Genomic DNA, 23,680 nt, shown 5'->3' on the forward strand with positions numbered 1-23,680 from the left:
CCCGCGATCCTCTCGCACGCCCCGACTGGGACACTGAGCGGGTGAGCGATGCACCGAAGTCGGCCGAACTGTTCGAGCGCGCGCAGCGCGTCACCCCGGGCGGCGTGAACTCGCCGGTGCGGGCGTTCCGCGCGGTCGGTGGCACTCCCCGGTTCATGGTCAGCGGGTCCGGGCCGTACCTGGTCGACGCCGACGGGCGGCAGTACGTGGACCTGGTCTCGTCCTGGGGGCCGATGATCCTCGGGCACGCGCATCCGGCGGTCGTCGCCGCGGTGCAGGCCGCGGCGGCGGGTGGGCTGTCCTTCGGGACGCCGACGCTCGGCGAGATCGAGTTGGCCGAGCTGATCATCGCGCGGGTCGACGCACCGTCGCTGCAGCAGGTGCGGCTGGTGAACTCCGGCACCGAGGCCACCATGTCGGCGATCCGGCTGGCCCGCGGCGTGACCGGGCGGCACCGGGTGGTGAAGTTCGCCGGCTGCTACCACGGCCACGTCGACGCGCTGCTGGCCGCGGCCGGCTCGGGGGTCGCGACGTTCGCGCACCCGGACTCCGAGGGCGTCACCGGCGCGCAGACGGCCGAGACGATCGTGCTGCCGTACAACGATCTCGCCGCCGTCGAGGAGTGCTTCGCCGCGTACGGTGCCGAGATCGCGTGCGTGATCACCGAGGCGGCGGCCGGCAACATGGGCGCTGTCGCACCGCTTGCCGGCTTCAACGCCGGACTGCGCGAGGTCACCTACAAGCACGGCGCGTTGCTGATCATGGACGAGGTGATGACCGGGTTCCGCGTCTCGGCCGCGGGCTGGTACGGCCTCGATCCGGTCGAGGCGGACCTGTTCACGTTCGGCAAGGTGATGAGCGGCGGGCTGCCCGCGGCGGCGTTCGGGGGGCGCGCCGACGTCATGGGTCAGCTCTCGCCGGCGGGGCCCGTCTACCAGGCCGGGACGCTGTCCGGGAACCCGGTGGCGGTGGCCGCCGGGCTGGCGTCGCTGCGTGCCGCGGACGCGTCGGTGTACGCCGCGCTGGACGCGAACGCGCACACGGTCGGGCGGCTGCTCGGCGCCGCGCTCGACGAGGCGGGTGTCGCGCACCAGGTGCAGTACGCGGGCAGCCTGTTCTCGGTGTTCTTCGCCGACGCGCCGGTGACCGACTTCGCCGGGGCGCAGGCCTGCGCGACATGGCGGTACAAGCCGTTCTTCCACGCGATGCTGGACGCGGGGGTGTACCTGCCGCCGAGCGCGTTCGAGGCGTGGTTCGTGAACGCGGCCATGGACGACGGCGCACTGGCCCGGATCGCCGACGCGCTTCCCGGCGCGGCGCGCGCCGCCGCGGCCGCGACTGCGAGCTGACGCGCCCGCGCTCGCCGCCCAGGTCAGTGCGGTCAACCCCGGCCCGCCTAAGCCCATGGGGAGACTGGTCCGGCGGCCGGCCCGCGGGCGGTTTGGCAGGATGGCGCGGGTGACCACGACCATCCACCTGTTGCGGCACGGCGAGGTGTTCAACCCCGGCCGGGTGCTCTACGGACGGCTGCCCGGCTTCGCGCTGTCTGACCTGGGCATCGCGCAGGCCAAGCTCGCGGCCGAGTACCTGGCGCGCCGGCCGGTCGGCTACCTCGTGTCGTCCCCGCTGGAGCGTGCGCAGCAGACGGCGCAGCCGCTCGCGGAGGCATTGGGGCTGACGATCGACACGGACGAGCGGCTGATCGAGGCGGACAACCACCTGCAGGGCAAACAGGTCGCCGGCGGCAAGGGGCTGTTCCGCGACCCGGCGCTGTTCAAGTACTACCGCAACCCGTTCACGCCCTCGTGGGGCGAGCCGTACGCGCAGATCGCGACCCGCGTGCTCGCCGCCGCCCGCGCTGCCTGCGACGCCGCGCAGCGGATCGGCCAAGACGCGGAGGCGGTCTGCGTCAGCCATCAGTTGCCGATCGTCATCGCCCGCCGTCGCGCCGAGGGCCGCCGGCTCTTCCACGACCCGCGCCGGCGCCGGTGCAGCCTCGCCTCGGTCACCTCGTTCACCTTCGCCGGCGACGCGATCGTGCGCATCGACTACGCCGAACCGGCGGCCACGCTGCCACCCGGTCACGGCGCCGGGGCCTGAGCCGGTTCCGCGTTCGCACCGTGCTCGTTCCATGCTCGTTCCGCGGCGGGTCACAGCAGGCTGAGCCGCTGTCGGCGCGCCGAACGCGGTACCGCACACTGGACGGCGATGAACCGCCGCCTGCTCCCCGTGCTGGTGCTCGCCGCCGCCCTCGCGCTGGCCGGCTGCACCGGCAAGGACGCCGTCGACCAGACCGCCGGCGGGCAGTTCCGCTTCGTCAGCGGCACCCAGCTGGGCAAGACGTACGCCCCTGGCGATCGCAAGAAGCCGGGCGATTTCACCGTCGACAAGCTGGACGGCGGGACGATGACGCTCTCGCAGACAGCGGGCAAGGTCGTCGTGCTGAACTTCTGGGCAACCTGGTGCGGGCCGTGCACGACCGAGACGCCACAGTTCGACAACGTCTACCGGCAGTACAAGGGCAAGGGCGTCGCCTTCGTCGGCATCGACACCAAGGACACCCGCAGCAAGGCGCAGGCCTTCGTGCAGGACAACGACATCAGCTACCCGATGGTGTTCGACGAGCAGGGTGAGGTCGCGGTGCGCCTCGGCAAGATCCCGGCGCTCGGCCTGCCGTTCACCGTGCTGCTCGACAAGAAGGGACGCGTCGCCGCGGTCTACCTCAAGCAACTCGCGCCGAAGGACCTCGAGCCGGTGCTCGACAAACTGCTCGCGGAGTCCTAGTGCTGCTCGCCGACGCCGGGTTCACTCAAGCGGTCACCGATGGCCCTCTGCTGGTGGCTGCCGGCGTCGCCGCGCTCGTCGGGCTGGTCGGCTTCCTCTCACCGTGCGTGCTTCCGCTCGTGCCCGGCTACCTGTCGTACGTCGCCGGCCTGAGCGGGTCGGACGAGCGGCCCAGCCAGCGGCGGATGTTCTCCGGCGCGCTGCTGTTCGTACTCGGCTTCAGCGTGATCTTCGTCCTCGAGGGCGTGCTGTTCGGCAGCCTCGGCTCCGCGATCCGCGATCATGCGCTGACGATCGAACGCCTGTTGGGCGTGGTCACGATCGTCATGGGCGTGGTGTTCCTCGGCGGCATCGGCTTCCTGCAGCGTGAGGTGAAGATCCACAAGCTGCCCGCGCCGGGACTGATCGGCGCGCCGCTGCTCGGTGCCGCGTTCGGGCTGGCCTGGGCGCCGTGCCTGACGCCGACGTTCGGTGCGGTGTACTCGCTCGCCTTCCAGGAGGGCACCGCGGGCCGGGGCGCGTTCCTCATGCTCTGTTACTGCCTGGGCCTGGGCGTCCCGTTCGTCCTGGTCGCGCTCGGGGTGGGCTGGATGTCCGGCGCGCTCGGCTTCGTGCGCCGGCACATGCGCACGGTGAGCCGGGTCGGTGGCGTGCTGCTGATCGTGATCGGTGTGCTGCTGGTGACCGGCGAGTGGAACCACTGGATGGACTCGCTGCGTTCGGGCGTCGGCCCCAACTCGGGCATCGGGTCGAACCTGTGAGTGTCTCGATGCGCACGATCGTGCGGCCGGTGCGGATGGCGTGGCGGCGACTGACCAGCATGCGGACGGCGCTGATCCTGCTGTTCCTGCTCGCCGTTGCCGCGGTGCCCGGCTCGATCCTGCCGCAACGGCCGCTGAACCCGGACAAGACGAACGCCTACATCGCCGCGCACGGCGGTTGGGGCCGGTTCCTCGACCGCATCGGCATGTACGACGTGTTCGGCTCGCCGTGGTTCTCGGCGATCTACGTCCTGCTGTTCGTCTCGCTGGTCGGCTGCCTGATCCCGCGCATCCGGCTGCACGCGCGCGCGGTGGTGCGCAAGCCGCTGCCCGCGCCGCGCAACCTGGATCGGCTGCCCGAGCACGGTGCCTTCGAGACGGCGGACGACGGCGCGGACTACGCCGCAGCCGCGCGCGCGACGCTCGGCCGGCGGTGGCGGGTGACCCGCCGCGTCGAACCCAGTGGCGCGATCACGCTCTCCGCCGAGAAGGGCTACAGCCGCGAGACGGGCAACCTGCTGTTCCACGTCGCCCTGCTCAGCGCGCTGATCCTGATCGCGGTCGGCCGGTTGTACAGCTACCAGGGCACCCGCATCGTGCTGCAGGGCGCCGACCAGGGCTTCTGCAACACGGTCTCGCAGTACGACTCGTGGAAACCGGGCCGGTTCGCCGCGCAGGGCAAGGTGCACCCGGCGCCGTTCTGCATCGACGAGCTGACCAAGTTCACCGCGACCTACACCGCCAGTGGCGAACCGTCCGAGTTCACCGCGCACGTCCGGTACCGACCGACCCTCGACTCGTCCCCGAAGCAGACCGACATCAGCGTCAACCACCCGCTTCGCCTCGAGGGCGATCGCGTCTACCTGATCGGGCACGGGTTCGCGCCGCGCGTCACGATCACCATGCCGGACGGGCGGGTCGTCCAGGACACCCAGGCGTTCGTCCCGACCGACGCCACCACGCTGCTGTCCGAAGGCGCGTTCAAGGAGTCCGGCAAGCCGGGCAAGAACCAGGACGTCGGCATCTCCGGGCTGTTCGCCCCGACCCCGGTCGACAGCGGCAACGGGGTGATCACCTCGGTCTCGCCGCAGGTGAAGAACCCGGTGCTGGCGATCTTCGTCTACGTCGGCGACCTGAACTACAACGGACTGCCCCAGTCGGTGTACTCGCTGGACACGTCCAAGCTCACCAAGATCGGGGCGGTCAACCTCACCGAGGGGCAGTCCAAGAGCTTCAGCAACGGCGTCACCGTGCGCTTCGACGGCTGGGTGCCGTGGGCGAGCATCCAGGTCAGCCACGACCCGACGCAGGGTCTGCTGCTGATCGCCGCGATCGCCATGGTGGTCGGCCTGCTCGGCTCGCTGGGCATCCGGCGGCGTCGGGTGTGGCTGCGGATCACCCCTGCGTCCGAGGCGCCGGACGGGGCGCCTACCGTTGTCAGCGTCGGCGGCCTCGCGCGCAGCGACTCGGGTAACTTCAGCACCGAGTTCGCGGCACTGCTGGGGCGGTTGCGGACAGCGGCGACACCGACGCGCGAGAGCGCCGTCGCAGCAGGAAGGGAGTGACGGTGGCCGGTATCGACGGGTCGATGGCGCACCTGTCCGACGGGTTGTTCACGACCTCGATCGCGGTCTACGCGGTCGCCATGGTCGGGTACACCGCCGAGTACGCGTTCGGCCGCAAGGGCCGGGTCGCGGCGACCATGCCGGTGCGCGAGCGCGAACTGGTCGGCGGAGGAGGTCCCCCCGCGATCGAGACGATTCCCAGCACCGTCTTGCCACCACCGGCCGAGCGCTCCTTCGCCGACCGCGTCGGGCGCTTCTCGTTCGCGATCACCGTGCTCGGTGCGCTGTTCCACACCACGTCCATCGCCGTCCGCGCGATCGCCGTGGACGCGGTGCCGTGGAGCAACATGTACGAGTTCGCCTCGGTGTCCGGTCTCGTCGGGGTGATCGCGTTCATCGCGCTGTTGTGGCGGGCGCCGCAGATCCGGCATCTGGGCGGGCTGATCCTGCTGCCGGTGATCCTGGTGATGTTCCTGGCCGGGACGGTGCTGTATTCCAAGGCGCAGCCCCTGGTGCCCGCGCTGCAGTCGTACTGGCTGGCGATCCACGTGACGCTGGTGGCGATCGCCGAGGGCGCGTTCATGACCAGCGCCGTGCTCAGCCTGCTGTACCTGGCCAAGCAGCGCTACGACCGGGTGAGCGTGCAGCCGGGGTTCCGGCGCGGCGCGTTCGCGAACCTCGCCGCGCGGCTGCCCGACGCCACGTCGATGGACAAGGCGGCGTACCGCATCGTCGCGTTCTCGTTCCCGCTGTACACGGTCGCGATCATCTGCGGCGCGATCTGGGCCGAGGCGGCGTGGGGACGGTACTGGGGCTGGGATCCCAAGGAGACCTGGGCGTTCGTCGTCTGGGTCATCTACGCCTGCTACCTGCACGCGCGCGCGACCGCGGGCTGGAAGGGCCGCGCAGCCGCCTGGGTGAACCTGGCCGCGTTCGGCTCGATCATCTTCAACTTCCTGATCGTCAACATGGTGATCTCCGGGCTGCACTCCTACGCCGGCCTGAGCTGAGCCCTCGAGCAGGCTTTGATCGGGCCTGGCTCAACGGGCGGCGCCGAGGTCCAGGATCACGCGTGCGCCCCCGTGCGGCGAGCTTCCGACGGCCATCTCGCCGCCGCTGAGTTCGGCGCAGCGCCGGGCGATCGACAGGCCCAGGCCGGTCGAGCCGCGATCGCTGCGGCCGCGGACCAGCGCGTGGGCGGGAAGTCCCGGTCCCGCGTCGGACACCTCGAGCCGGGCACCGCGCGCCGTCTCGGCCAGCCGCACGTCGAATGCGGTGCCTTCGGGCGTGTGCGCGATGACGTTCTCCAGCAACGCGTCCACGGCTGCGCCGAGATCCTCGGCTGATGCCCTTACCGGCAAAGGGGAACCGGCCAGCTCGATGGTGGCCGGCCGATTCTGCTCCTCGGTGAGCGCGGACCAGAACGCGACGCGGCCGGCGACTACGGCGGCGGCGTCGCAGGAGGGCATGCGCCCCTCACGCTGGGGGCGGCGCGCGGTGCGGATGACCGCGGTGAGCATCCGCTCCAAGGAGCTGACGTGCGTGCTGACCCGATCGGCCTCGACCGGGTCGCGCAGCGCTTCGGCGTCCAGCCGCAGCGCGGTGAGCGGTGTGCGGAGCCGGTGCGAGAGGTCGGCGACGGTCTCCCGCTCCTCTGCGATCAGCTGGTCGATGCGGTCGCCGAGCTGGTTCAGCGCGGCGCCGACCTCCGCGATCTCGCGCGGCCCGTCGGTCGGGGCCCGCGCGCTGACGTCGCCGGCGCTGATCCGGTGCGCCGTCTCGGCGGTGCGCTCGAGCGGACGGACCAGGCGCCGGGTGAGCAGCTCGGCGGCGACCGCCGCGAGCAACAGCAGGCCCACCGCGCTGCCGGCGAGCAGCAGCCACCACCTCGTCTCGCCCGCGTGCAGCTGCGCGTCGGATGCGAACACCCGCACGATGTCGATGCTCGGCTGCTGCGGGTCGCTCAGGATGGGCAGCTGCGCCAGCTTGCCGCCACGGAAGTCGACCGCGCTTTGCAGCGGGCCGGCGCGTCGCGAGGTCGGGTCGTCGCGGCGGAAGGTGCGGACCTCTGGGAGGTCCGCGGGGTCGCCCGGCGGCTGCCGGCCGACCACGGTGCCGTCGGGAAGCTGGACGCTCGCCGCGCTGTCGCCGCCCAGGTGCCCCAGGAACTCCTCCAGCTGCACGGTCGTCGGTGCCGGGAAGCTGCCGCGCACGTAGTTCGCGATCCGGTTCGCCTTGTCCTGTACGGATTTCGCAGCGTCCTGGTAGACGACGTGACGCACCAGCAAGGCAAGCGGGATGACGAACGCGAGCAGCACGACCGTGGTCACGCCGACCACGAGCAGCATGATGCGCTTTCTCATGGACCGGGTTTCATGTCGGTGGTGTCGCAAGGCGCACGCCGACACCGCGCACGCTGTACAGGTAGTGCGGCGCCGCTGCGGTCTCGCCGAGTTTGCGGCGCAGCCAGGACAGGTGCACATCGACGGTGCGGTCCGATCCGCCCCAGGCCAGTTGCCACACCTCGGCCAGCAGGTCGCGCTTGCTGACCACCTCACCGGCGCGCCGGGCCAGCGCGACGAGCAGCTCGAACTCCTTGCGGGCCAGCTCGACCGGGCGGCCGTCGACCTGCACCTCGTAGCTGCGGGTGTCGATCCGCAGCCCGCCGACGGTGATCACCGGATCTTCCTCGGTGCGGCCGGATCGGCGCAGCACCGCCCTGATTCGCGCGTTCAGCTGCAGCGCGGTGAACGGCTTGATCACGTAGTCGTCAGCGCCCAGTTCGAGCAGGCGCACCATCTCTGACTCCTCGTCACGAGCGGTCGCCACGATCACCGGGATGTCGCTGACGGCGCGCAGCATCGACAGCACATCCGCGCCGTCCACGTCCGGTAGGCCTAGGTCGAGCAGCACCACGTCCGGTCGGTTCTCCACGGCCGCCGACAGCGCCGGCAGCCCGGAACCGACCGACGCGACACCGTGCCCGTGATCGCGGAGCGCACGGGTCAACGCCGAGCGGATCGCGGCGTCGTCTTCGACCAGAAGCACCTGCGCCATGCGCCGCACGGTACGCGGCCTGTGCAGCCGGCGGGGGGCGCACATGTGTTTCTCACGGCGGCTTAGGACGGGCTTATCACTGCACTGAGGCCGGCCTGACGCTCGCGTCCGGACCATCCATATCGGCGCTGCCCTGGCGTTCTCGTCGTACGGCTGCGCAGGGGGTTGTCGCAGACAAGTCCCAGCATTCTCCGGCGAGCTGGTCGAGTGCGGATTCAGGAACTGGAGCGATCGCGGTGAGGCTGATCAGAGCGGCGGGTCGACGAGTGCGGGCTCATCCGTGGTGGTCCACCGCGATCGCGGTGCTGGTGGTGGGCGGTGCCGCAACGGGCACGGTGTTCGGACTCGGCGGCGGCGGCGATCCGGCCGTGGCCGCCGCCACGACGACCCAGACGGTGAGCACCGGGACGATCCGGCAGAGCGTGTCGGCGAGCGGGACGCTGGCTCCCGCTCAGCAGAGCAACCTGAACTTCTCCTCCTCGGGCGTGGTGACCACGGTGCGGGTCAGTGAAGGGCAGACGGTGCGCAAGGGGCAGATCCTGGCCACCATCGATTCGGCGGCACTGGCCGCCACGGTCGCGCAGGCGAAGGCCGGCGTCGCGTCGAACAAGGCGAAGGTCGATGACGACGAGGTCAACGACGTCTCCGACACCCAACTGGCCGCTGACAAGGCGGCGCTGACGGCGTCGCAGAATCAGCTGACCTCGGCGCGCAAGGCGCTCGCCGGCGCGACCATGACCTCGCCGATCGCCGGCGTGGTGGCCGGCGTCAACCTGACCGTCGGCGAGTCGGTGTCCGGATCCGGTTCCGGGACCGGTGGTTCGTCGAGCGGCGGCGGCGGCGCGAACGGTGCCACCAGCAACGCCTCGTCCACGTCGAGTGCGCAGATCCAGGTGATCAGCACGAACGCGTGGGTCGTGAACGCGACGGTGGACGCCAGTTCGGTAGGACTGATCAAGGTCGGCAACCAGGCCCAGCTGCGGGTGACCGGTGCCGGCGACACCGTGTACGGCACGATCTCCTCCATCGCGGTGACGTCCTCGTCCTCGAGCGGCACGGCCAGCTACCCGGTGGTGATCGGGGTGACCGGCTCGCCGTCCGGGATGCACGACGGCGCCGGCGTGACCGCGACGCTGATCTACAAGCAGCTCTCTGACGTCGTGGCGATCTCCTCCATCGCGCTGCACCGAACAGCGGGCGGATCGCAGTACGTCGAGAAGGTGGTCAACGGCAAGACGGTCCGGACGCCCGTTCAGGTCGGCATCAGCTCCGGCCTGCAGACCCAGATCACCTCCGGTCTGTCGGCCGGCGACAAGATCCTGGTGCCGCAACTGCAGCGCAGCGGCACCGGTTCCACCACGCGCAGCGGAACCTCGAACCGCGGCGGTCGCGGCGGCGGATTCGGCGGCGGCACCGGCGGCGGCTTCCCGGGCGGCGGCTTCCCCGGAGGCGGAGGCGCGGGCGGCGGTGGCTTCGGTGGCTAGGCGTCACCAGCCACAGCTCGGATCGGGCCACCGCGCCCCGGGCGGCCCGGCGCCGGTGATCAAGCTGGAGCGGGTCCGCAAGGTGTACGGCACCGGCACGGTCGAGGTGGAGGCCCTGCGCGGCGTCAGTCTGTCGATCGCGCAAGGCGAATACGTGGCGATCATGGGCCCGTCCGGGTCGGGCAAGTCCACGTTGATGCACATTCTGGGCTGCCTGGACGTGCCGACCTCGGGCCGCTACGAGCTGGCCGGCGAGGACGTGTCGACGATGGACGAGCTCGACCTGGCCGTCGCGCGTAACCGGCAGATCGGGTTCGTGTTCCAGCAGTTCAACCTGCTGCCCTCGTTGACCGCGCTGCGCAACGTGGAACTGCCGCTGTCCTACGCCGGGATGAGCCGCGCGGACCGCCTGCAGCGCGCCCAGGATGCCCTGGAGCGGGTGGGGCTCGGCGACCGGCTCGATCACCGGCCGGGCGAGCTGTCCGGCGGGCAGCAGCAGCGGGTCGCGGTCGCGCGTGCGCTGGCCACCGACCCGGCGCTGCTGTTGGCCGACGAGCCGACCGGCAACCTGGACTCGACCGCCAGCGCGGAAGTGCTGAGCCTGTTCGGCGAGCTGCATCGGCAGGGCCGCACGGTCGTGCTGATCACCCATGAGGCGGAGGTCGCCAACGCGGCTGCCCGGGTGATCCGGATCCGCGACGGCCTGATCGCCTCCGACGAGACGGTCGACGTCGCGGGGGCATCGGCATGAACTGGCCGGACACGCTGCGCAACGCCTGGGACGCGATCCGCACCCACAAACTGCGCTCGACGTTGACCTCGCTGGGCATCCTGATCGGCATCGCCGCCGTGGTGCTCACCGTCGGGCTCGGGCAGGGCGCGCAGCAACAGGTGTCCAAGCAGTTGGCCGCGTTGGGCGGGAACCTGCTGATCGTGTCGCCGGGCAGCTCGACCACGAGCGGCGTCCGTGGCGGCTTCGGCTCGGCGTCCTCGCTGACGACCGCCGACGGCACGGCGTTGAGTTCCAAGCAGGCCGCGCCGGACATCGCCGCGGTCGCACCCGTCCTGCAGTCCAGCTCGCGGGAGCTGGACAACGGCTCGACGAACTGGACCACCACCGTCGTCGGCACCACGCCGGACTGGGCGTCGGTTCGCGGCCGCACGCTCTCGTCCGGACGCTTCATCAGCGCCACGGACGAGAAGAACGCTGCGGCGGTCGTGGTGCTCGCGTCCGACACCGCGAGCGAACTGTTCGGGCCGCTGAACCCGGTCGGCCAGAACGTGACCGTCAACAGTGTCCCGTACCAGGTGATCGGGGTGCTGGCCTCGGCCGGTTCGGACTCCACCAGCAACCTGGACGACCAGGCGATCATGCCGATCAGCACGGCCGCGCAGCGCGTCGTCGGCGGCAGGAACCGCACCTCGGTGCAGACCATCTACATCAAGGCGACCAGCGAGGGCCGGTTGTCCGCGGCGTACCAGGAGGCCGATGCGCTGCTGGCCTACCGGCATGCGACCACGTCCGGGTCCAGCACCGATTTCACGATCACCACGCAGCAGTCGGTGCTGTCCACGACGTCCTCGGTCAACAGCACGCTCACCGACCTGCTCATCGGGGTCGCGGCGCTGTCGCTGATCGTGGGCGGTATCGGGGTCATGAACATCATGCTGGTTTCGGTCAAGGAGCGCACCCGTGAGATCGGGCTGCGCAAGGCACTAGGCGGCACCCCGGCGCTGATCCGCAGGCAGTTCCTCTCCGAGGCGTCGATGCTCGGCCTCACCGGCGGTCTGCTCGGGGTCGCGGCCGGTGTCGGTGCGGCGCTGACGTTGCCGCACTTCATCAGCAACCCGGTCGCGATCTCGGTGCCGTGGATCCTGCTCGCCATCGCGGTTGCGATCGCGATCGGCGTCGGCTTCGGCGTCTATCCCGCGTCCCGGGCCGCTCGGTTGTCCCCGATCGACGCGTTGCGTAGCGAATGAAAGGCAGATCGATGCAGATTCGTCCGCCCCGGCGACTGCTCGCCGGCGTGGCGGGACTGGCCGCGGTCGCGACCGTGGCCGCCTGCGGCGGCGGCTCCTCGCCGTCGGACCCGGCCACGCCCACCGGGGGCGCCACCTCGAGTTCGCCGGCCGCTGCCGGGCGGGGCTTCGGACGCGGTGCGCCGCCGGCTGCTTCGGGCACGATCGCCGCGGTCACCGGCACCACGATGCAGGTGCAGAGCCGGCAGAACGGGCAGGTGGCCGTGCACTGGACCGCCACCACGAAGTTCACGCAGCAGGTGAAAGTGGCGGCCAGTTCCATCGAGGCCGGCGACTGTGTCACGGCGACGGCCGGTCCCGGCACCTCGCCCACCGCCACCAGCTTCGCGGCCAGCACGCTCTCGGTGAGCGCGCCGACCGACGGTTCGTGCACTGGGCGGGACGGTCAGTTCGGCGGAGGCGGCGCACGTCCGTCCGGTTTCCCCACCGGCGCGCGTCCATCGGGCTTTCCCACCGGCGGACCTCCCTCCGGCTTCCCCACCGGTGCCGCGCGGAACCGGGGCCGCGCGGGTTTCGGGGCCATCGCCCGCGGCTCGGTGACGTCGGTGTCCGGTAACACCCTGGTGATCGCGGCCCGGGAGTTCGGCTCCGGATCCAGCAGCCCGGCCACGTCCACCACGACGGTGACCCTCAGCTCGGCCACCACGATCACCTCGGAGAAGTCAGCCACCGCGAGCGCGATCAAGGTAGGCCGCTGCGCGACCGCCCGGGGCAGCGCCGACTCCAGCGGCACGGTCACCGCGACCGCCTTGGTCATCACCGATCCGGCAAACGGGCAGTGTGGCGCCTTCGGCAGCTTCGGCAGCTTCGGTGGCGGAGACGGGGGCAACGGTGGCTGAGGTCGCCTCGGCTCGACGGCGGCGCGCTCGACGGCGCCGGGTAAGCGCACTGGGCGTCGGGCTGGTCGTGCTCGTCGGTGGCGGGTCGGCCGCGCTGGCCGCGACCGGCGAGGATCCCGCCCAGCCGGTCACTGCCACCGCGGTGACCGGCTCGGTGACCCAGGTCGTGGAAGCGTCCGGCACCGTCGGCTCGTCCTCGCAAGCCAGCGCGTCGTTCGCAACCAACGGCACGGTCAGCACGGTCAAGGTCAAGGCGGGCCAGCAGGTCAGTAAGGGGCAGGTGCTGGCCAAGCTGGATACCAGTTCGTTGGACAGCGACGTCGACTCCGCCGGCGCCACCGTCGCGACCGCCAAGCAGAAGCTCGCGGCCGACAAGGCCGGCCAGACCAGCGCCGCCGGCTCGGGCATCGGTACTGCGTCCGGTACTGCCTCCGGTACTGCCGACAGCCTGGCGGCAACCGACTCGGCCTTCCAGACGCTGCTGCCCTCGCCGAGTTCTCCCGGCACCGGCACGAACGGCACCGGCACGAGCGGTACCGGCAAGAACGGCACGCCCGGCGGCAGCACCCTCAGCCGGCTGCTGGCGCAGATCGCCGCCGGGCAGCAGCAGGTGCTGGCCGCGCAGCAGGCCGTCGACGCCGGCCAGCAGGACGTGGACGCAACCCAGCAGGTCGTCGACCAGGACGTCGTCCAGAACACGAAACTGCGTGACGCGCAGAAGAGCACCTGCGCCGGCGGCTCGAGCGATCCGGCGTGTACCAGCGCGCAAGCGGACTACGAGGCGTTCGCGGACACCCTCAGCACCGACATGGCCGCCCTGGACAAGGCGGTCACCGCTCAGGACGGCAAGATCAGCAGCCTGGATGGCGCCGTCAAGGCACTGGACGGGCTGCTGAGCATGCTGCCCGCAGCGATCGAAGCGGCCAGCAACGGCACCGGGTTGACCGGCTCGCCCGGCTCGTCCGGCACGGGGTCGTCCGGCACCGGGTCGTCCGGTACCGGGTCGTCCGGCACCGGGTCGTCCGGCACCGGCGGTACCACCCGACAGAGCGGCAGTCCCCAGAACTCGCAGACCGGCGGAAGCGCCCCTCAGCAGAGCAGCAGCGAGCCCGCCAGCGCCAGCCGGCTCGCCGCCGACCAGGCCTCGATCGACGCCGCCGAGGCGCAACTCAAGCTCGCCCGGCAGAACCTCAGGGCCGCGACGCTGACCAGCCCGATCAGCGGCACTGTCGCGACCGTCGGCTTCACGGTGGGATCCGGATCAAACGGGCAGAGCATCACCATCCTCGGCACCGGCAACCAGATCGTGCAGATCAACGTGCCGCTCAGCCAGATCGAGCAGGTGAAGCTCGGCCAGTCGGCGAGCCTGGCGGTGGACGGGCAGACCAGTGCGCTGCACGGGACGGTCACCAAGATCGGCCTGCTGAGCAGCACGTCCGCAGGCACGACGACGTTCCCGGTCACGGTGACCCTGGCCGCGAACTCGCCGAAGCTGTTCGACGGCGTCGGTGCGGACGCCACCGTCACGACCGGGACGGTCAGCAACGCCGTGACCGTCCCCAACTCCGCGATCACCACGGTCGGCAGCCGGCACCTCGTGACCGTCGTCCGTGGCGGCAGGAGCACCACCACGCAGGTGACGCTCGGGCTGGCGGGCGCCGCGACCAGCCAGGTCACGGCCGGCGTCAAAGCCGGGGACAAGGTCCAGCTCGCGCTACCGGGCAAGGCGTTGCCGAGCAGCGCCACCAGCAACTCCACGTCCATCCGGCGCTTCGGCGGTACCTTTCCCGGCGGCTTCACCGGGCGGCTCGCCACCTTCGGCGGCGGGGGTTGACCGGCTGACCACTCGGAGCGGGGACGGGTCGGCGGCCAGGGATACTGTCGGACGTGGCGTTCTCCGATCTGCAGGACTTCGTGGCCGCGCTGGAGCGCGACGGCGACCTGGCCAGGGTGTCCGCGCCCGTCGATCCGCACCTGGAGGTGACCGGGATCGTGCAGCGGGTGCTGCGCGAACACGGCCCGGCGCTGCTGTTCGAGAACCCGACCCGCGGACGGATGCCGTTGCTGATCAACGCGTTCGGCACGCCGCGGCGGATGGCGCGGGCCCTCGGCGTCGACGACCTGGACGAGATCGGCGCGCGCCTCGGCGAGCTGCTCAGGCCGGAACTGCCGCGCGGCGTGGGCGGGTTCAAGGATGCACTGGGCAAGGTGTCCCAGCTGCGCGCCGCGCCGCCGCGGCGGGTGAAGGGCGCGCCGTGCCAGCAGGTCGTGCTCCAGGGTGAGGACATCGACCTGGTCGACCTGCTGCCCGGCGTGCAGTCGTGGCCGGACGACGGCGGGGTGTTCCTGAACCTCGGGCTGACCCACACCAAGCACCCGGACACCGGGGCGCGCAACCTGGGCATGTACCGGCTGCAACTGCAGGACGAGCGCACCGTCAGCCTGCACTGGCAGATCCACAAGGACTCCACCTCGCACGCGGCGATCGCCGAGCGGCGCGGCGAGCGGCTGCCGGTGGCGATCGGGTTCGGCTGCCCGCCGGCGGTGACCTACGCGGCCAGCGCGCCGCTGCCGGCCGACATCGACGAGTACCTGTTCGCCGGGTTCCTGCAGCGCGAGCGCGTCGATCTCGTCGACTGCGTGAGCGTTCCGCTGCAGGTACCGGCGGCGGCGCAGGTCGTCCTGGAGGGCTGGGTCGAGCCGGGCGCACGGCTACCGGAAGGACCGTTCGGCGACCACACCGGCTTCTACACGCCGGTCGAGCCGTTCCCGTACCTGCGCGTCGACACGCTGACGATGCGCACCGACCCGATCTACCAGTCGATCGTCGTCGGACGGCCGCCGCAGGAGGACGGGCCGATGGGCAAGGCCACCGAGCGGATCTTCCTGCCGCTGATCAAGCTGACAGTGCCCGAGATCGTCGACTACGACCTGCCCGAGGCGGGCGTGTTCCACAACTGCTGCATCGTCTCGATCGACAAGCGCTACCCGAAGCACGCGCAGAAGGTGATGAACGCGATCTGGGGAGCCGGGTTGCTGTCGCTGTCGAAGCTGATCGTGGTCGTCGACGCCGACTGCGACGTGCACGATTACGCCGAGGTCGCGTGGCGCGCGTTCGGGAACGTCGACTACGCCCGCGACGTGCTGCACAGCGTGGGGCCGGTCGACCACCTCGATCACGCGTCGTACGAGCAGTTCTACGGCGGCAAGCTCGGGGTCGACGCGACCCGCAAGCTGCCCACCGAGGGGTACCGGCGCGAGGGTGGCTGGCCGGCCGAATGCGTGCTGGACGCATCGACGCTCGAGCTGGTCGGTCGCCGCTGGCGCGAGTACGGGATCGGCCGATGACCGCACTGGCCGAGCGGGGCCGCGTCCGCAAGTTCCTGTCGCTGGTGATGATCGAGCACTCGGTGTTCGCGCTGCCGTTCGCCTACCTCGCCGCGCTCACCGCGATGTGGACGCAGACCCGGTCGGTGCACTGGGTGCAGCTGGCGCTGATCACGGTGGCGATGGTGTCGGCGCGGACCGTCGCGATGTCGGCGAACCGGATCCTGGACCGCGACTTCGACGCGCTGAACCCGCGCACCGCGCGCCGCGAGCTGGTGACCGGAGAGCTGTCGGTGCGCTCGGCCTGGGTGGGCACGCTGATCGCGCTCGCGGTGTTCCTCGCCGCGGCGGCCGCGCTGTCGTGGCTGTGCCTGCTGCTCGCGCCGGTCGCCGTGTTCGCGCTCGTCCTCTACTCGTACGGCAAGCGGTTCACCGACTACCCCCAGGTGCTGCTCGCGCTCGCCCAGTTCGTCGCGCCGGTCGGCGCGTGGCTCGCCGTCACAGACGGCGTGCCCGGCGCGGCCGTGGCGCTGGGCATCGCGGTCGGCACCTGGATCGGCGGCTTCGACCTGATCTACTCGTGCCAGGACGCCGAGGTCGACCGCCGGATCGGCTCGCGCTCCGTCCCGGCCCGCTTCGGCATCGCGACGGCACTGCGGGCCTCGTCGGCGGTGCACGTCGTGACGGTGGCCGCGTTCGCCTGGTTCGGCGCCGCGGCCGGGCTGGGCTGGCTGTGGTGGGCCGGCGTGCTGCTCACCGGTGCGGTGCTGGTGTACGAGCACCTGATCGTCCGCGCGCACGACCTGTCCCGGGTGAACCGCGCCTTCTTCACCGCGAACGGCGTGATCGGCATCGGCCTGTTCGCGTTCGCCCTCGCCGACCTGCTGCGCCTCGGCCTGCGCGCATGACTACCCCCACAACCACACCCCGGGGTGGCTCCGCGGGCAGTCATGCGCGCACCCCGTGGGTCGTCGGCGTCTCGGGGGCGTCCGGCACGCCGTACGCGCGCGCCGTGCTCACCGGCCTGCTGGATGCCGGGCTGCCCGTCGACCTGGTCGTCTCGCGCGCGGCGCGGCTGACGATCCTGGACGAGACCGGCCTGGCCTTCCGCGATGCGCACTGGCGCGCGGACCTCGCCGGCTGGCTGGAACGCGAGGAGCGTGAGCTGGGCGACGTCCGGCACTGGGCGGCCGGCGACCTGGCCGCCGGCCCGTCGTCCGGCTCGTACCCCACGCGCGGCATGCTGGTCGTGCCCGCCTCGACCGCGGCCGTCGCCGGCATCGCCGTCGGGCTGTCCAAGGACCTGTTGCAGCGCGCCGCCGACGTCACGCTCAAGGAGTGCCGCCCGCTCGTCGTGGTGCCGCGCGAGACGCCGTACACCCGGGCGACGCTGCAGCACCTGCTCGCGCTGCACGACGCCGGCGCGGTCGTGCTGCCCGCCAGCCCGGGCTTCTACGCGGCGCCCAAGAGCGTCCAGCAGTTGGTGGACTTCGTCGCGGCGAAGGCCCTGGACGCGATCGGGGTCGAGCACGACCTGATCACCCGCTGGCGCGGCGAGCTGGGCGGCGCGAGGTAGCGTCGGCGCCGTGGACTCCGTCGACCGCCAACTGCTCGACGCCCTGCGCGCCAATGCCCGGGCGACCTACGCCGAGCTGGCCCGCGTCGTCGGGTTGAGCGCGCCGGCCGTTCACGAGCGGGTCGCCAAGCTCGAGGCGAACGGCGTGATCACCGGCTACCACGCGGCCGTCGCCCCGGAGTCGCTCGGCTACGCGATGAACGCCCTCGTCGGGATCTTCATCTCCGACAGCGCGGACACCGACGACGTCGCCGCGCAGCTCGCCGCCGTCCCGGCCGTCGAGCACTGCTGGTTCGTCGCCGGCGAGGAGACGTTCGTGGTGAAGGTGCGGGTGCCGGACGTCAGCGGCATGGAGGCCACGATCCGCAACCTCAACGCCATCCGCGGTGTGGCGCGAACCCGCACCACCGTCGTGCTGTCGACGAAGTTCGAAGACCGCGTGCAGGTGCTGCAGGCACCGGGACAGCGCTGAGCACGCCGGGCTGCCGCCCGGCTCAGTTCAGTTGCGCGGCGACGGCGTAGAGCGACTTCTCGCTCGGCCGGCCACCCGTCGCGTAGCGAGCCACCAGCTCGGCCGCCCCGGCCACGTCGACCGCAGCGAACCCGTGCCGATCGAGGAAGCCGGGTGCGGCGTCCGGGGCGAGGCTGAAGGTGACCGGCTCGCCGAACAGCCGGATGGCCTGCGCGGCCGCGCGGCGAGCCTGGTCGTACCGACCCCGCCCGGTCGGCTCGTGCCAGAAGTCCATCGCCAGCCGGGAGCCCACACCGCAGATCTCGCGGAGCGCGCCGAGCGTCGCACTCACCGCGAGCCGGGTCAGGTACATGCTCACGCCCTCCCAGATCACGACGGTGCGCACGCCCACCGCGAATCCCGAATCGAGCAGCCGGTCGGTGAGCGACTCGGTGCGAAAGTCGATCTCCACCCGCCGGATCGTGTTCGCCGCGAACAGCTCCGGGTGCCCGGCCACGACCTCGGCCTTGCGACGCGACAGCGGGGCGAGGTCGACCTCGTGCAGCGGCCGGCCGCGCAGCTCGTCGGCGAACCGGTAGGCGCGGCTGTCGTAGCCGGCGCCGAGCACGACCACCTGCTCGGCGCCGTCGGCCAGGGCGTCCCGCAGTTGATCGTCGATGAACCGGTGGCGCAGCAGCACGAAGGCCGACACCCCGGCCAGCTCGTGCCGTTCGGCCCGCCGCACGAGCGGCGAGCCCAGCCGCAGCGACTCCAGCACGGCGCGGGACGTGGCGGTCAGGAACACCGGCGCGAACTCGTCGCTGACGATCCGCTCGGGCTCGGGACGGTCCAGCTCCAGGGCGCGCACGACGGCAGTCCACTGGGCGGTGATGCTGGGTCGCTCGGTGGTGTGCAGCTCGCTGGGCAGCAACGGGATCTGCATGGCGTTGTCGAGCGTAGGGGAATCCGCCGCTTTGCGCCTCTTGTCGTTGAGTGGCGGGTTATGGACTCAGTGGCGGCCTATACACCGCCACTCACGACGAAAGCCGCCACTCAACGGGACGAGGACGAGGTCCACAGGACGCTGCTGAGCAGCGCGACCGCGGCCGCGTGCACGGCGGTGCACCACAGGCAGATCGCCTCGACGCGGAACAGCTCCACCCAGATCAGGTACAGCGCCATCAGCACCCCGGCCGCCGCGCCCGAGATCCGCACCGTGTTCAGCCGAGGCAGCCGCCACGCGGGCGGCGCGGTCAGCGCGGTCATCACCAGGAAGTACCCCAGCCCGAGCACCGCGACAGGCAACGGGCCGATCTGCGACCAGGAACTGGTGGTCACCTTGGCGCAGTTGACGACCGCAGACTCCGGACAGGCGAGCAACGCGGGCGCCGCGGCGTAGTGCTCGACGGTGAGATAGCCGGAGACCGCGAGCCCGAAGAGCGCGACGGCGAACGGGGCCAGCCCGCGGCGCGCGAGCTCAGCCGGCATGGGCTGAGTCGGCCAGAGCTGCCGCCCCGGCTCGCACGCCGGCAGAGGTGCACACCGCGGCCGGCTGGCCGCCGGTCAACTCGCACAACGCGGCGCTGATCACGTTCGCGGCGCCGTTCACGCCGCGGGCGATGGCCGAGGCCGGATCGGCGAGCGCCGCGGCGATCTGCGCGTGCGTCTTGCCGGCGAGCACCGCCGGCGAGTAGCTCGCCCCAGTGGTGGCCCGCCGGCCGCCGAGGTCCACGAACGGGATGCCGCCGGACGGATCGTGCGCGCGCAGCACGGCGGCGTCCGCGGCAGAGAGCGTGTCGAGCGGGGCGTACCGCCCGTCGACGACCTGGTTCGACTCGGTCTCGACACCGGTGAACGACAGCAGTTCGCTGCGGTACGTCGCGCCGTGGAAGGTGAGCGTTGCGGTGTCCGGGTACACCTCAGGGGCGCCGGCGGAGGTGGTCTGCCCCAGCCCCTGCCAGGTGCCGAAACGGGACAGCGCCACGATCATCGGCCACCGCTGCGCGGCGCAGAACGGGCAGTACTCGGCGCCGACGTACAGCACCCGCGGCTTGCCGTCCGCGGTCAGCGCCGGTCCGGCGATCGCCGCCGGCAGTTGTGTGCTGGTCCCGACGCCGACCGCGTCCAGAACGCCGGCCGGCACACCCGTCACGGCCTGCACGACGGCGGCGGCAGCCGTCTCGGCGCGGGTGCCCGACTTGGGGCCGGAACCGGTGCCCAGCTTGACCCCGACCAGCACGCTGACCGCGATGATCACGACGCCGATCGGGGCGCCCGCGACCAACCACCGGTTCCGCCGGTGGGGGTGCAGCGGGGGTGCGGGCGGCCGGCGGGCGGACGTCTTCGGGGCAGGCATGATCACCACCGTCCCGGACCGGACTGGGCCCCGCCGCGGGCGATGGTCCCGAAACGGGCCGGACCAAGGGCCCCCCGTACCCTGTGGGCATGGCGTTGACCGAGGCCCGCAAGGCGGAGCTGACCGAGAAGATCCAGGCGCGCGAGCGGCTCAGCCGCCAGGACGGCGAGGACCTGTACGCGGCCGACGACCTCGCCTGGCTGGGCGGCCTGGCCCACGGCGTGCGCACCGAGAAGAACGGCGGCACCGTCTTCTTCAACGTGAACCGGCACCTGAACCTGACCAACGTGTGCACGGCGTCCTGCGCGTACTGCAGCTTCCAGCGCAAACCCGGGCAGAAGGACGCGTACACGATGCGCGTCGAGGAGGCCGTCGCGCTCGCGTCCGCGATGAAGGGCGACGGGCTGACCGAGCTGCACATCGTCAACGGGCTGCACCCCACGCTGCCGTGGAAGTACTACCCGCGGGTGCTGCGGGAGTTGAAGGCCGAACTGCCCGGTGTGGCGCTCAAGGCGTTCACCGCCACCGAGGTGCACTTCTTCGAGGAGATCAGCGGGCTGAGCGCCGACGAGATCCTGGACGAACTGATCGACGCCGGTCTGGAGTCGCTCACCGGCGGCGGCGCGGAGATCTTCGACTGGGACGTGCGCAAGCAGATCGTCGACCACAACACGCACTGGGAGGACTGGTCGCGCATCCACCGGCTCGCGCACCGCAAGGGGCTGCGCACGCCAGCGACCATGCTGTACGGGCACATCGAGGAGCCGCGGCACCGCGTCGACCACGTGCTGCGCCTGCGCGAACTGCAGGATGAGTCACTGGAAGCGGCTTCCGGCAATTTCAGTGTCTTCATCCCGCTGCGGTTCCACAACGACAACAACCGGCTCTCGCACCTGCCGATGGCCCAGCCCGCGGACGTGCTGCGCACCTTCGCCGTCTCGCGGCTGATGCTCGACAACTTCGACCACGTCAAGGTGTTCTGGGTGATGCACGGCCTGTCGACGAGCCAGTTGGCGCTCAACCACGGCGCCGACGACATGGACGGCTCGGTGGTCGAGTACAAGATCACGCACGACGCCGACCACTACGGGACGCCGGACAAGCTCACCCGCGAGGACCTGCTCGAGCTGATCCGCGACGCCGGGTTCCGCCCGGTCGAGCGCAACACGCGGTACGAGATCGTGCGCGAGTACGACGCGCCCGTCCCGCTGGCGGAGCGACGCGCCGAGCCGCAGGCGGTCTGGGCGTAGTGACCGTGGCCGAGAAGCACCCGCAGGGCAGCTCGTCGTTCGGTCGGTGGATGGGGTCGATGTGGCTCTACACGATCTTGCGGTTCGCGCTGTTCTTCGCGCTGTGGGGGCTGATGGTGCTGATCGGGCTGCACGGCCTGGTCGCCGCGTTCGTCGCGCTGTTGCTGTCGGTGCCGCTGTCGTTCGTGCTGCTCGCGGTGCCGCGGGCCAGGTTCGCCGCCAGCGTCGAGGACCGGCTCAACGCGCGCCGCGAGGATCGCCAGCAACTGGACGACAAGCTCGAGCCCGGCGAGGGCGAGCAGAACTGACTGCGCCGAAAGGTGGAGGGCGAGGTTCATCCGCGGGACGGATGTGGCGGTGACGACGTCCGCCTAGCCTGATAGTCGTGATCGAAGCTGTCGGGTTGACCAAGCGCTACGGCGAAACCGTTGCCGTGGACGGGCTGTCGTTCGTGGTGCAGCCGGGGGTGGTCACCGGATTCCTCGGCCCGAACGGTGCCGGTAAGTCCACGACGATGCGCATGTTGCTCGGGCTGGACCGGCCGACCACGGGAACGGCGAGCATCAACGGCAGGCCGTACACCCGGTTGACGGCGCCGCTGTGCGAGGTGGGCGCGCTGCTCGAGGCGCGGGCGATTCACACCGGCCGGTCCGCGCGCAATCATCTGCTCGCCTTGGCCGCGACGCACGGCATCGGTCGGCGCCGGGTGGATCAGGTGCTCGAGCTCGTCGGACTGACCCAGGTCGCCGGCAAGCGGGCGGGCGGGTTCTCACTCGGCATGGGGCAGCGGCTCGGTATCGCGTCGGCGCTGCTCGGCGACCCGCACACGCTGATCCTGGACGAGCCGGTGAACGGGCTGGATCCGGAAGGGATCCTGTGGATCCGTACCCTGCTGCGCTCGCTGGCGGCCGAGGGCCGGACGGTGTTCGTCTCCTCGCACCTGATGAGCGAGATGTCGATGACCGCGACACATCTGATCGTCGTCGGTCAGGGCCGGCTGATCGCCGACTGCAGCGTGGCGGAGCTGACCAACGCCTCGGGCCGCTCGGTGGTCCGGGTGCGGGCGGAGGAGGCACCGCGCCTGCGCGACCTGCTGGCGGCAGACGGCGTCAGCATCACCAGCACCGAGCGCGATCTGCTCACGGTGAGCGGGCTGTCCAGTACCGAGATCGGCAAGGTCGCGGCCGAGGCCCGGGTGGCCCTGATCGAACTGACCCCGCAGCAGGCCTCGCTCGAGGAGGCGTTCATGGAGCTGACTCGCGATGCCGTCGAGTTCGGCACGCCGATGCAGGCGGCCCGCCTGTGACCGCGACGGCGGTGGAGCCCGCGGTGCACCTCGGCGTAACCCAGCGGCGGGCCATGGTGTCCGAATGGATCAAGTTCCGCTCGCTGCGCTCGACCTGGTGGAGCATCGGCGTCGCGCTGCTGATCTCGATCGGACTGGGCGTGCTGTTCTCCGCCCTGCGTGGCAACGACATCGCCACGCACGGCGGCTTCGAACCCGACCCGACCGCGCTGAGCCTGCGCGGCTTCTACCTGGCGCAGCTCGCCGTTGCGGTGCTCGGGGTCCTGTTCGTCACGGGTGAGTACAGCACCGGCATGATCCGCGCGACGCTGTCCGCCGTGCCGCGCCGGGTGCCGGTCTGGGCCGCCAAGATCGCGATCTTCGCGGCCGTGATCTTCGTGATCACCCTGGTGGCCGCCTTCATCGCGTTCCTCGGTGGTCAGGCGGTGCTCGCCGGGTATCACGTCAAGAGCGGGTTCATCGTCGGCCCGCGGGGCGGCATCGCGTTCCGGCCCGGGGCGAGCGCCGGGGCGCTGCACAGCCTCGGGGTGCCGATCACTCACCCGGGGGCGCTGCGTGCGATCTTCGGTGCCGCGCTGTACATGGTCGGCGTGGGGCTGCTCGGGCTGGGTTGCGGGTTCGCCATCCGCAACGCCGGCGGCGCGATCGCGACGCTGTTCGGCCTGCTTCTGGTGCTGCCGCTGCTGGCCCAGGCGCTGCCGAGCTCGCTGCAGCAGCACGTGAGCAAGTACCTGCCGCTGCTCGCCGGCACCGCGGGCATGAACAACGGGAAAGACAAGGACCTGCTGGCTCCGTGGACGGGCCTCGGCGTCTTCGCGATCTACGTCGTGGTCGCCCTCGGCATCGGGTTGTACGTGCTGCGCCGTCGCGATGCGTGAGCGGTT

24 protein-coding genes are annotated in these 23,680 nt (G+C 71.3%); 19 read left to right on the forward strand and 5 right to left on the reverse strand.

Annotated features, from left to right (window positions below):
* Window positions 1-41 precede the first annotated feature (41 nt).
* The 6 genes from hemL (at window position 42) to ccsB (ending at window position 6,120) form a co-directional block, all read left to right on the forward strand.
* Window positions 42-1,349: a glutamate-1-semialdehyde 2,1-aminomutase gene (gene hemL / locus M6B22_RS13565; RefSeq protein WP_269442091.1), complete on the forward strand. Its 1,308-nt coding sequence runs from the start codon at window positions 42-44 to the stop codon at window positions 1,347-1,349.
* A 100-nt stretch (window positions 1,350-1,449) separates the two neighbouring features.
* Window positions 1,450-2,100, forward strand: coding sequence for a histidine phosphatase family protein (locus tag M6B22_RS13570; protein ID WP_407935524.1), 651 nt, complete (start codon window positions 1,450-1,452; stop codon window positions 2,098-2,100).
* A 108-nt stretch (window positions 2,101-2,208) separates the two neighbouring features.
* Window positions 2,209-2,784, forward strand: a complete 576-nt coding sequence (locus M6B22_RS13575) for a TlpA family protein disulfide reductase (RefSeq protein ID WP_269442093.1) — start codon at window positions 2,209-2,211, stop codon at window positions 2,782-2,784.
* Entirely contained in the window at window positions 2,784-3,545 is a 762-nt protein-coding gene (locus M6B22_RS13580) for a cytochrome c biogenesis CcdA family protein (protein ID WP_269442094.1), read from the forward strand. Before M6B22_RS13575 ends, M6B22_RS13580 begins: the two co-directional genes overlap by 1 nt.
* Entirely contained in the window at window positions 3,542-5,110 is a 1,569-nt protein-coding gene (resB, locus tag M6B22_RS13585) for a cytochrome c biogenesis protein ResB (RefSeq protein ID WP_269442095.1), read from the forward strand. Before M6B22_RS13580 ends, resB begins: the two co-directional genes overlap by 4 nt.
* Before the next feature lie 2 nt (window positions 5,111-5,112).
* Window positions 5,113-6,120: a c-type cytochrome biogenesis protein CcsB gene (gene ccsB, locus M6B22_RS13590; RefSeq protein ID WP_269442096.1), complete on the forward strand. Its 1,008-nt coding sequence runs from the start codon at window positions 5,113-5,115 to the stop codon at window positions 6,118-6,120.
* Window positions 6,121-6,150: 30 nt separating this feature from the next.
* Here the strand turns inward: ccsB and M6B22_RS13595 are convergent, their stop codons facing one another.
* The gene (locus M6B22_RS13595; RefSeq protein WP_269442097.1) at window positions 6,151-7,473 is read right to left on the reverse strand and encodes a HAMP domain-containing sensor histidine kinase; all 1,323 of its coding nucleotides are present in this window, start codon (window positions 7,471-7,473) and stop codon (window positions 6,151-6,153) included.
* A gap of 10 nt (window positions 7,474-7,483) precedes the next feature.
* On the reverse strand, window positions 7,484-8,167 hold the full coding sequence (locus M6B22_RS13600; RefSeq protein WP_269442098.1) for a response regulator transcription factor: 684 nt from the start codon (window positions 8,165-8,167) through the stop codon (window positions 7,484-7,486).
* Between the two features lie 266 nt (window positions 8,168-8,433).
* Between M6B22_RS13600 and M6B22_RS13605 the strand changes: the two genes are divergently transcribed.
* The 9 genes from M6B22_RS13605 to M6B22_RS13645 are packed head-to-tail and all read left to right on the forward strand — an operon-like array spanning window position 8,434 to window position 17,905.
* Complete coding sequence (locus tag M6B22_RS13605) at window positions 8,434-9,651, forward strand: efflux RND transporter periplasmic adaptor subunit (protein WP_269442099.1); 1,218 nt, start codon at window positions 8,434-8,436, stop codon at window positions 9,649-9,651.
* Window positions 9,644-10,402 carry an ABC transporter ATP-binding protein gene (locus tag M6B22_RS13610; protein WP_269442100.1) on the forward strand — a complete coding sequence of 253 codons (759 nt, stop codon included), beginning with the start codon at window positions 9,644-9,646 and terminating at the stop codon, window positions 10,400-10,402. Before M6B22_RS13605 ends, M6B22_RS13610 begins: the two co-directional genes overlap by 8 nt.
* Window positions 10,399-11,631: an ABC transporter permease gene (locus M6B22_RS13615; protein ID WP_269442101.1), complete on the forward strand. Its 1,233-nt coding sequence runs from the start codon at window positions 10,399-10,401 to the stop codon at window positions 11,629-11,631. The genes M6B22_RS13610 and M6B22_RS13615 overlap by 4 nt, the downstream gene beginning before the upstream one ends.
* Window positions 11,632-11,642: 11 nt before the next feature.
* Window positions 11,643-12,530 (forward strand): DUF5666 domain-containing protein, encoded by an 888-nt coding sequence (locus M6B22_RS13620; RefSeq protein ID WP_269442102.1) that lies wholly within the window; start codon window positions 11,643-11,645, stop codon window positions 12,528-12,530.
* Window positions 12,523-14,364, forward strand: a complete 1,842-nt coding sequence (locus M6B22_RS13625; RefSeq protein WP_269442103.1) for an HlyD family efflux transporter periplasmic adaptor subunit — start codon at window positions 12,523-12,525, stop codon at window positions 14,362-14,364. Before M6B22_RS13620 ends, M6B22_RS13625 begins: the two co-directional genes overlap by 8 nt.
* Before the next feature lie 53 nt (window positions 14,365-14,417).
* A complete protein-coding gene (locus tag M6B22_RS13630; protein ID WP_269442104.1) occupies window positions 14,418-15,878 on the forward strand; it encodes a menaquinone biosynthesis decarboxylase in 1,461 nt (486 codons plus the stop codon).
* Window positions 15,875-16,765, forward strand: coding sequence for a menaquinone biosynthesis prenyltransferase MqnP (gene mqnP / locus M6B22_RS13635; protein ID WP_269442105.1), 891 nt, complete (start codon window positions 15,875-15,877; stop codon window positions 16,763-16,765). The genes M6B22_RS13630 and mqnP overlap by 4 nt, the downstream gene beginning before the upstream one ends.
* Window positions 16,762-17,433: a UbiX family flavin prenyltransferase gene (locus M6B22_RS13640; RefSeq protein WP_269442106.1), complete on the forward strand. Its 672-nt coding sequence runs from the start codon at window positions 16,762-16,764 to the stop codon at window positions 17,431-17,433. The genes mqnP and M6B22_RS13640 overlap by 4 nt, the downstream gene beginning before the upstream one ends.
* Before the next feature lie 10 nt (window positions 17,434-17,443).
* Window positions 17,444-17,905 (forward strand): Lrp/AsnC family transcriptional regulator, encoded by a 462-nt coding sequence (locus M6B22_RS13645; protein ID WP_269442107.1) that lies wholly within the window; start codon window positions 17,444-17,446, stop codon window positions 17,903-17,905.
* Window positions 17,906-17,927: 22 nt separating this feature from the next.
* Here M6B22_RS13645 and M6B22_RS13650 read toward each other — a convergent pair whose 3' ends face one another.
* From M6B22_RS13650 to M6B22_RS13660, 3 genes are all read right to left on the reverse strand, one after another.
* The gene (locus M6B22_RS13650; protein ID WP_269442108.1) at window positions 17,928-18,827 is read right to left on the reverse strand and encodes an SAM-dependent methyltransferase; all 900 of its coding nucleotides are present in this window, start codon (window positions 18,825-18,827) and stop codon (window positions 17,928-17,930) included.
* 110 nt (window positions 18,828-18,937) lie between these two features.
* Window positions 18,938-19,372: a vitamin K epoxide reductase family protein gene (locus tag M6B22_RS13655; RefSeq protein ID WP_269442109.1), complete on the reverse strand. Its 435-nt coding sequence runs from the start codon at window positions 19,370-19,372 to the stop codon at window positions 18,938-18,940.
* On the reverse strand, window positions 19,362-20,240 hold the full coding sequence (locus M6B22_RS13660; RefSeq protein ID WP_269442110.1) for a DUF929 family protein: 879 nt from the start codon (window positions 20,238-20,240) through the stop codon (window positions 19,362-19,364). Before M6B22_RS13660 ends, M6B22_RS13655 begins: the two co-directional genes overlap by 11 nt.
* Window positions 20,241-20,329: 89 nt before the next feature.
* Between M6B22_RS13660 and mqnE the strand changes: the two genes are divergently transcribed.
* From mqnE to M6B22_RS13680, 4 genes are all read left to right on the forward strand, one after another.
* Window positions 20,330-21,490 carry an aminofutalosine synthase MqnE gene (mqnE, locus tag M6B22_RS13665; RefSeq protein ID WP_269442111.1) on the forward strand — a complete coding sequence of 387 codons (1,161 nt, stop codon included), beginning with the start codon at window positions 20,330-20,332 and terminating at the stop codon, window positions 21,488-21,490.
* Window positions 21,490-21,798, forward strand: a complete 309-nt coding sequence (locus tag M6B22_RS13670) for a DUF4229 domain-containing protein (RefSeq protein ID WP_269442112.1) — start codon at window positions 21,490-21,492, stop codon at window positions 21,796-21,798. The genes mqnE and M6B22_RS13670 overlap by 1 nt, the downstream gene beginning before the upstream one ends.
* A 77-nt stretch (window positions 21,799-21,875) precedes the next feature.
* Window positions 21,876-22,796, forward strand: coding sequence for an ABC transporter ATP-binding protein (locus tag M6B22_RS13675; protein ID WP_269442113.1), 921 nt, complete (start codon window positions 21,876-21,878; stop codon window positions 22,794-22,796).
* On the forward strand, window positions 22,793-23,674 hold the full coding sequence (locus M6B22_RS13680; protein ID WP_269442114.1) for a hypothetical protein: 882 nt from the start codon (window positions 22,793-22,795) through the stop codon (window positions 23,672-23,674). Before M6B22_RS13675 ends, M6B22_RS13680 begins: the two co-directional genes overlap by 4 nt.
* Window positions 23,675-23,680: the final 6 nt, after the last annotated feature.

Source organism: Jatrophihabitans cynanchi, assembly GCF_027247405.1.
GTDB classification, from domain to species: Bacteria; Actinomycetota; Actinomycetes; order Mycobacteriales; family Jatrophihabitantaceae; genus Jatrophihabitans_B; species Jatrophihabitans_B cynanchi.